An 8560-nucleotide genomic window follows, 5' to 3' on the forward strand; every position below is an offset into this window, starting at 1 on the left:
CGCCGTGCAGATGGCCAACCAGCTGGGCATGGTGTTCGCCAAGCTCGACTGCGGACCGCGCTGGCGCGAGCGTCTGCCCGAGCTGACCATCCCGGCGCTCGTGGTGCACGGCCGCCGCGACCCGTTCTTCCCGCTCGGCAACGGCGAGGCCCTCGCCCGCGAGATCCCCGGCGCCCGGCTGCTCGTGCTCGACCGGGCCGCGACGAAGATCCCCGACGCCGCCGCAAACGAGGTCGCCGCGGCGATGCTCGCGCTGTAGGGGTCAGGCGGGTTCGACCGGGAGCCACAGCTCGCAGGTCGCGGTGCTGAAGTCGTCCGCGCGTTCGAGGACAGCGACGATCGAGGGGCCCGGCCGGAGCCGCCAGGGGTTGGACGGGAACCATTCGGTCGCGGTCGCGGCCCAGGTGTCCTGCAGCGCCTGGGGATGCGGACCGGCGGTGCGGAAGACCGCCCACCGGCCCGCCGGTACGCCGATGGCGTCGAGATCCTCGGGCACCGCGGTGTCGTCGGAGACAGCGACTCCGTGCAGGTACGTGAGCTCGCTGCCCTCGGCACTGTCCGGGTCGAGGTCGTCGGTGACCTGCAGCAGGCCTTCCGGCTCGGTGTTGCCGAGAGCCTTGAGCCGGCCGTGCTCCTCCGGCGGCAGCCCGGCGATGTGCTGCTGGATGTGCGGGTTGACGCCCCGGTGCAGCAGCGGGACCCGGGCGGCGTGCCCGGCGAGCCGGAACGCGGGCCGTTCGACGATGCGGGTGTCCATGGGGATGTTCCCTTCGACGGTCAGGCGGAACCTGAGCTGTGGTTGTGTGCGAAGGGGACCGCCGTGACGCCGGACGTCACCCGGGCCGGCGCCGTGGACCGCCCGGAACGCCCGGCCGAACGCCTCGGTGGAGCCGTAGCCGTACTGGACGGCGATCGTCAGCAGATCCTCATCGCCCCTGACGACCTCGGCGGCGGCGACCGTCATGCGACGCCGGCGCACGTACTCCGACAACGGCATGCCGGCCAGCGACGAGAACACCCGGCGCAGGTGGTACTCGGTCGTGCCGAGTTCCCTGGCCGTCGCGGTGACGTCGAGTTCCCCGGTCAGATGCTGCTCGACCAGGTCGACCAGCCGGTTGAGGGCCGCTATCACGAGGCCTCCCTTCGAGATCGATCCTGGCCCGCGACGGGCCGGCGGCGCCCGATCATCGGCGTCCGATCCGATCATCGCCCCGCCTCGTAGGCTGACACCCCAGGTGAGGAGGTGAGGCCGAAGTGGCTGACACGACGGTGGACGGGGTGCTGGCCGAGCTGGCCGCGCTCGAGGACCCGAAGGTCCGCGCGGTCAACGAGCGACACGGTGACGATCACGGGGTGAACCTCACCAAGCTGCGCGCGGTGGCCAAGCGGCTCAAGGTCCAGCAGGACCTCGCGCGGCAGCTCTGGGCGACGGACGACACCGCGGCGAAGCTGCTGGCGCTGCTGATCTGCCGGCCCAAGGAGTTCGGGCGGGACGAGCTGGACGTGATGATCCGCCGGGCGCGTACGCCCAAGGTGCACGACTGGCTGGTCAACTACGTGGTCAAGAAGAGCCCGTACGCCGAGGAGCTGCGGCTGGCCTGGTTCGCCGATCCCGACCCGGTGGTCGCCAGCGCCGGCTGGGCGCTGACCACCGAACGGGTGGCAAGGAAGCCGGCCGGCCTGGATCTCGACGGGCTGCTCGACCTCATCGAGGCCGGGATGAAGGACGCCCCCGACCGCCTGCAGTGGGCGATGAACCACTGCCTGGCCCAGATCGGGATCGAGCACGCGGAGCACCGCACCCGCGCGATCGACATCGGCGATCGGCTCCAGGTGCTCAAGGACTACCCGACGCCGCCGAACTGCACGTCGCCGTTCGCGCCGATCTGGATCACCGAGATGGTGCGCCGAGGAACGGACTCCACTGCCGGATCCGGGTGACCGAGACACCCGGAGTCCCGAAATAAGGATCGGCGGCGGTGATCCGCTCGGGCGGCGAGACGTTCGGGAGCACCGGTGAAGGCCAGCTCGACGATCCACATACCGGCACACGATAGACAAGGCCCCGGCCCGGCGCTGTATCACTCGATACATGGCTTCGTTGGGTGCCATCCCGGCGCTTCGAGACCTCCCGCCGGCCGCGCTGCGGGCGGTCGCTCGCCGGACCAGCCCCGCGGCGTTCGGCCCGGGCGCGCTGATCCGACCGGCCGGCGAGCCGGCCATCGCCGACAAACCCGCCACGCTCGACACCGGTACGCCGCCGACGGGACTGGTGGCGGTCACGGCGGTCTCCGCGCGGTTGCTGTCCCGGTCGCGCTTCCTCCGGTTTGTCGCCCTGACCCGGCACGGGATCGTCGTCACCGACCGCGCCCGCCTCGACCGTTTCTCGGCCGGTCCCTGAGCTCCGGTCCAGCTCCTCAAAAAAAGTTCTGAGAATCTTCGGCGGAGTCGTCGATCGGGGCAGGCCCTTTTCGTAGCCCTGGTGAGAGGCCGGCACGGAGCCGGCCCCGCGGACCGCCCGGAGGGCATCATGACCACCACCGCCACCACCCCCGCCACCACGACGACCCGTACCGCCGGCTCCGGCATCGCCGCCCTGCTCGGGTTCGGGGTCGCCGCCACCGCGGCCGCGAGTGCCGCCACCATGATCGTCGCTGCCGCCGGTCACGCGGCCGGGGTCAGCCTCGACGTGGGCGGCGCGCCGATCCCGGTCTCCGGTTTCGGCGTGCTGACGACCGTGTTCTCGCTGGTCGGCGTGATCCTGGCCGCGGTGCTGGCGCGTACGGCCCGGCACCCGCGGCGGGCCTTCGTCCGTACGACCGTCGTGCTGACCGTTCTCTCGCTGGTCCCGGACGTGATCGTGGACGCCGCGCCCGGCACCAGGGCGCTGCTCATGCTCACCCACCTGGTCGCCGCCGCGATCGTCATCCCGGTCATCGCGCGGCGGCTGCCGGCCTGATCAGGCGACACGCACCCCGAACTTCTGTCACCATTCCAGCTGTCTATTCACCGGAGGAAAGAATCATGAAGCAGTACATGCTCGCCGTACACATGGTCGAGGGCGCGCCGACCCCGTCGGCGGAGGAGATGCAGCAGGCCTACTCCCAGGTCGACAAGGTCAACAAGGAGTTGCAGGCCGCCGGCGCGTGGGTCTTCGGCGGGGGTCTTCTCCCGGCCGACAGCGCGACCGTCGTGCGGGCCGAGAGCAGCGGCACCACCATGACCGACGGCCCGTTCGCCGAGACGAAGGAGCAGCTCGGCGGGTTCTGGGTGCTGCGCTGCCAGGACCTCGACGAGGCGCTGAGCTGGGCCGCCAAGTGTTCCGCGGCCTGCATGGGCCCGGTCGAGGTGCGGCCGTTCGAAGACGAGCCCGAGAGCTGAACGGGCGGCCCGCCGGCATGGACATCGACGGCGTCTACCGGGCGGAGTACGGCCGCTGCGTGGCGACGCTCGTGCGTCTCCTCGGCGACATCAGCCTCGCCGAGGAGGCCGTCCAGGACGCGTTCGCGGTGGCCCTGGAGAAGTGGGACACCCTGCCGCCGAACCCGGGCGCCTGGATCGTGACCACCGCCCGCAACCGGGCCATCGACCGGCTCCGCCGGGAATCCACCCGCGAGGCACGGCACGCCCAGGCACTGCTGCTGCACCAGCCGGACGAACCCCAGGAGGTGGGACCGGTGCAGGACGACCAGCTCCGACTCATCTTCACCTGCTGCCACCCGGCGCTCGCCCCCGACGCGCGGACCGCCCTGACCCTGCGCCTGCTCGGCGGGCTCGAGGTGCCGGAGATCGCCCGGGCGTACCTGATGCCGGAGGCGACCATCGCCCAGCGCATCGTGCGCGCCAAGAAGAAGATCCGCGACACCGGCATCCCGTACCGGGTGCCGGGCGCCGAGGAGCTCCCGGACCGGCTGCCACCGGTGCTGACCGTGCTCTACCTGATGTTCAACGAGGGGTACGCGGCCACCAGCGGGTCGCTGATCAGGACCGACCTGTGCGCCGAGGCGATCCGGCTGGCGCGCGAACTGGCCGCGTTGATGCCGGACGAGCCCGAGGTCGTCGGCCTGCTCGCCCTGCTGCTGCTCACCGAGGCGCGCCGGCCGGCCCGTACCGGTCCCGCGGGTGAGCTGGTGCTGCTGCCGGACCAGGACCGGTCACTGTGGAACCGGGTGCTGATCGCCGAGGGACATGACCTGGTCCGCCGGTGCCTGCGGCGCAACCGGCCGGGCCCGTACCAGATCCAGGCGGCGATCAACGCCGTGCACACCGACGGCCCGGCCACCGACTGGCAGCAGGTCCTGGCGCTCTACGACCAGCTGCAGGCGCTGGCGCCGACCCCCGTGGTCGCGCTGAACCGGGCGGTCGCGGTCGCCGAGGTGCACGGGCCGGGGCTGGCGCTGGCCGCGCTGGAGCACCTTGAGCTGCCCGGCTACCACCTGCTGCCCGCGACCCGCGCCGACTTGCTGGTCCGGCTCGGCCGGGTGCGGGAGGCCGCGGCCGCCTACGACGAGGCCATCGCGCTGGCCGGCAACGAGACCGAGCGGGCCTTCCTCCAGGACCGCCGGGCCGGCCTCAGCCCTTAGCCGGCACAGGTACGGCGGTAAGCCAGCTCAGGAATGTGCCGGGCCCACTCGCTCGGGCTGAAGCCACGGCCGGCTATCGCACAGGCGTAGCCCGCCGGGTCGTTACGCAGGCTGTTCAGCTTCGCGTAGCTCCACAGCGTGACGGTCACGGCGTCGCGGGACTGCCCGGTGACCGCCAGCGTCTGCCCGTCGCGCCGGAACGTCACCTCGCGCGCCTCGCCGGCGAGGCCGGACGGGATCGTGGCGACCCGGATCGGCTCGGCCGGCCTGGCGGTGTCCCACAGGTTCACCGTGTTGTCGCGGCCCCCGGTCGCCATGGTGCGCCCGTCCGGGCTGAAGGCCACCGACTCGACCCCACCGGAGTGACCGCCCAGGATGGCGAGCCGGTGCGCTTGGCCGCCATCGGTGACGTCCCACAGGATCGTCCGGGAGTCGAACCCGGCGCTCGCCAGGGTCCGCCCGTCCGCGGTGAACGCCAGCGACTCCACGAAATCACTGTGCCCGTTGAGCCCGCCGACCCGGATGGGGCGGCTGCGGTCGACCACATTCCACAGCGTCAGCGTGCGGTCCTCGCCGCCGGCGGCCAGCGTCCGCCCGTCCGGGCTGAACGCCAGCGCCGTACCGAAGCTGTTGCCGCCCAGGGTGGCCCGCAGGACCGGCCGCTTCCGATCGGTCAGGTCCCACAGCATCGTCGCGGTGTTGTCCGCGACGACGGCGAGGGTGCGCCCGTCGGGGCTGAACGCCATCGCGTTCGTCCCCAGCACGTACTTCGGCAACACGGTGAGCGTCACCGACCGGTCCGGCCGGGACACCTGGGAGACCGTCAGCCGGCCGTCGTCCGATCCGACCGCCGCCACCGTGCGGCCGTCCGCGCTGAACGCGACCGATCGCACGGCTCCGCTGTGGACGGTGAGGTCGGCACCCGGGACGGGACGGGCCGGGTCGGTCACCTTCCACGTCCGCGCCCGGCCGTCGGAGCCGGCGGCGAGCAGGGTACGGCCGTCCGGGCCGAAGACGGTGGCCCGGTTCGAGCCACCCGCGACGGCGAGCGCGGCCAGCCGGTCCGGGGCGGACCGGGGCGTCACGTTCCACATGGTCGCGTTGCCCGAGGTGTCGGCGGTGACGAGCGTCCCGGCGCCCGGTCCGAAGGCCAGCGTCCGGATCCCGGCGTTGGCCTGCATGCTGGAGATCACCCTACGGCCGTCCCACACGGTGACCGTCCCGTCCTCGTCACCGGCGGCCATCATCCGCCCGTCCGGGCTGAGAGTGATCGCGCTGATCGTCCCGCCGAGGCTGGTGATCCGGTCGTACGCTCCCCAGTCCGGCTCGTCCGGCGGCATGTCCGGGGGCTGCGGACCGTCGTCCATGACCCGTACGCCGTCGCGGATCTCGTCCCGGCGCGCCTCGATGTCGTAGTACGCGACCGTGCCGTCGTAGTCGCCGACGATCAGCTTCTTCGAGTCCGGGGTGAAGACCATCGGAAGCTTGCCGAAGCCGACGACCCCGCGCAGCGCGACCGGATCCAGCGGATCGGTCATGTCGTAGACCGGGACGAACCGGCCCTTGTCCACGATCAGGGTGCGCCCGTCGGGGCTGAACGCGAGACCCTCCACCGGGTACGGCTCGAAGCCGTCCAGCCGGGTGATCAGCTCGGGCTCGGCCCGGTCGCTGGTGTCCCACAGGGTGGTGATCCCGGACAGGTCACCCGTGACGAAGGTCCTGCCGTCCGCGCTGTACGCCAGCGAGCGGACCGCGCCGTCGTTCGCCAGCGTGGCGAGCCGGACCGGACGGGACCGGACGGCCACGTCCCACAGGACCACCTTGTCCTGCGCGCCCACCACAGCCAGCGTCCTGCCGTCCGGGCTGAACAACAGGGACCCGCCTTTCGCGGCCCGCTCGCCCAGCATGGCGAGCACCGACGGCTTCCGCCGGTCGGTCACATTCCAGAGCGTCACCAGGCCGTCGCTGCCGAGCCCGGCCAGGACGCCGTCCTTCGCGTACGCGGTCCAGGTCGTGTTCCGGAACGAGCCGGCGTAGTTCGTCGCCGTGATGACGCCGGCCAGCTCCTTGTGGTTCTCCGCGTCGGGCCGAAGCTCGTGGGCGGCCGCGCCGAGCATCAGGGCCGTCTTCGGGTCGTCGACGATCGACGCCTTGGCCCGGATCATGAGTCGCCGGCTGACCGCGATCCGCTGCTGCTCGTCAGCCTTGGCCTGCTGCCGGTCGGCCTCCTCGGCCGCTTCCCGGGCCAGCCGCCGCTGCTCCTGCGCGATCTTCGCGAGCCGCCGTGCCTCCTTCTCCATCCGTTGCGCGCGCTCGGCCGCCTCCTTCGCGAGGCGCTGCTGCTCGCGCGTCCGGGTCGCGGCCCGGTCGGCCAGCCGCTGCTGCCGGCGTGCCTCCGCCGCCGCCGCGTCCGCGAGCTTCTGCTGCTTCTCGGCCAGACGTTCGGCCTCGTCCGCCGCGGCTGTCGCGTCGGTCGCCCGGGTCCGCTGCTGCTGGGCCAGATCCTGCTGCTGCCTGGCCAGCTCCTGCTGCCGCAGCGCCTCCTGCGCGGACCGCTCGGCACTGCCGCGCTGCACTTCGGCCACCTGCTGCTGGCGCATTGCCTCGGCCGCCGCGGCCCGTGCCCGTTCCGCGTTGCGCACCGCCGACATGCCGGTCACCGTGGCCAGCATCGTCAGCAGCACCAGCGTCGCCACCGCACCCGAGCGCAGCCGCCGGGCCCGGCGGTGCTGCCGGACGTCCTCGCCCTCCAGCTCGTCCTTGCTGACGCCGTGCATCGGGGCCGCCAGCTGCGCGATCGCGTCGCGGAAGCGGGAATGCTGGAGGCTGAGGTGCTCGCTGCCGCGCGCCCAGCGCAGGTCGAGAAACAACGGTTCCTCGTCGAACACGCCACGCAGTGCCGCGGGCACCGCCGTGGAGTCCTCGGTGAAGTCGTGCCGCTCGGAGTCCCACTCCCATTCGCCGTCGGTCACCACGGGCAGGATGCGGTCCGCCGTCTTGGTGGCCATCCAGTGCTCGATCTCCCGGTTCACCCACGGTGATCCGGCAGCCTCCGGCGAGGCGAGCAGCACGAAGTACTCCGAGCCGTCCAGCGCGGTCTGGATGGACGACCACAGCGCCGGGGTCACCGACAGTCCGGTCTGGTCCCGGAAGATCCACAGGGCGCGCCGACGGTGCCACGGCTTGGCCAACCGGTGCAGACCACGCTGCACGGCGGGCGCGAGACGCCCGTCCGCGGCATGGCTGTACGAAATGAACCCATTGAAGGTCATGACACGGTCCCCCGGCAGTCGGCACGTCCAGCGACGACAGATTGTCCATGCCGGCGTCCCCCGGGAAAAGGCGGGAGACCGTATCGTCATGGTGCTTCTACAGGTCGACGAGCCTTCGTACGGGGGTCGGGGTGCGGTTCGGTGTCACCGGTCATCAGATTCTCCCGCCGGAGATCGTCGACCGCGCGGAGGACCACTGGCGCCGGGTCCTCCCGGCCGGCGCCCAGCTGTACGGGTTGTCGAACCTCGCCGACGGCGCCGACCAGCTGTTCGCCGCCCACGTGCTGGCGGCCGGCGGCACCCTCGAGGTGATCCTGCCGTGCGAGGGCTACGCCAGCTCGCTGGGCGGGGCCGGCAGCCGGGCCCGGTTCACCGAGCTCAGGCGGGCGGCGGCGACGGTCACCACGATGCCCTTCCCGGAGCCCAGCGAGCAGGCGTATCTCGCCGCCGGTCAGGCCCTGGTGGATCGCTGCGACCATCTCTTCGCGGTGTGGGACGGCCGGCCCGCCCGCGGCCTCGGCGGCACAGCGGACATCGTCACGTACGCCCGGACCCGCGGATGCCCCGTCACGGTGCTGTGGGTCGACGGCGTGCTCCGGGTCTGACTACCGGCCGGGAGTCGCTGTCGGCATTTCCAGGCGCGGCGCGGCGGGCACGGCCAGCTCGGCGAAGAGACCGCGGGCGAGCTCGCGGTGCGGCCCGCCG

The 8560-nt window shown here is 72.3% G+C and carries 9 protein-coding genes; 7 read left to right on the top strand and 2 right to left on the bottom strand.

All coding sequences use genetic code 11. The features are described 5' to 3' along the window. Positions 1-259: alpha/beta hydrolase (locus tag AB0C29_RS21590; protein WP_360822723.1), on the top strand; the 259-nt coding region annotated here is incomplete at its 5' end. A 3-nt stretch (positions 260-262) separates the two neighbouring features. On the opposite strand, the gene AB0C29_RS21595 is transcribed toward AB0C29_RS21590, so the two are convergent. Next, complete coding sequence (locus AB0C29_RS21595; protein ID WP_360822726.1) at positions 263-1132, bottom strand: AraC family transcriptional regulator; 870 nt, start codon at positions 1130-1132, stop codon at positions 263-265. Between the two features lie 122 nt (positions 1133-1254). Between AB0C29_RS21595 and AB0C29_RS21600 the strand changes: the two genes are divergently transcribed. From AB0C29_RS21600 to AB0C29_RS21620, 5 genes are all read left to right on the top strand, one after another. Further along, positions 1255-1941: a DNA alkylation repair protein gene (locus AB0C29_RS21600; RefSeq protein ID WP_360822729.1), complete on the top strand. Its 687-nt coding sequence runs from the start codon at positions 1255-1257 to the stop codon at positions 1939-1941. Between the two features lie 151 nt (positions 1942-2092). After that, positions 2093-2401, top strand: a complete 309-nt coding sequence (locus tag AB0C29_RS21605) for a hypothetical protein (protein ID WP_360822731.1) — start codon at positions 2093-2095, stop codon at positions 2399-2401. Positions 2402-2530: 129 nt separating this feature from the next. Further along, positions 2531-2959 (top strand): DUF6069 family protein, encoded by a 429-nt coding sequence (locus AB0C29_RS21610; protein ID WP_360822734.1) that lies wholly within the window; start codon positions 2531-2533, stop codon positions 2957-2959. 65 nt (positions 2960-3024) lie between these two features. Continuing rightward, complete coding sequence (locus tag AB0C29_RS21615; protein WP_360549164.1) at positions 3025-3381, top strand: YciI family protein; 357 nt, start codon at positions 3025-3027, stop codon at positions 3379-3381. Positions 3382-3398: 17 nt separating this feature from the next. Further along, positions 3399-4583, top strand: coding sequence for an RNA polymerase sigma factor (locus AB0C29_RS21620; protein WP_360822737.1), 1185 nt, complete (start codon positions 3399-3401; stop codon positions 4581-4583). Here AB0C29_RS21620 and AB0C29_RS21625 read toward each other — a convergent pair. Further along, complete coding sequence (locus AB0C29_RS21625) at positions 4580-7855, bottom strand: TIR domain-containing protein (protein ID WP_360822740.1); 3276 nt, start codon at positions 7853-7855, stop codon at positions 4580-4582. The two genes, AB0C29_RS21620 and AB0C29_RS21625, sit on opposite strands and share 4 nt — an antisense overlap. 131 nt (positions 7856-7986) lie before the next feature. Here AB0C29_RS21625 and AB0C29_RS21630 point away from each other — a divergent pair, with 131 nt between their 5' ends. After that, positions 7987-8460 carry a hypothetical protein gene (locus AB0C29_RS21630; protein ID WP_360822743.1) on the top strand — a complete coding sequence of 158 codons (474 nt, stop codon included), beginning with the start codon at positions 7987-7989 and terminating at the stop codon, positions 8458-8460. The last annotated feature ends 100 nt before the right edge of the window (positions 8461-8560 follow it).

The organism is Actinoplanes sp. NPDC048791 (assembly GCF_040650095.1).
Lineage (GTDB): Bacteria > Actinomycetota > Actinomycetes > Mycobacteriales > Micromonosporaceae > Actinoplanes.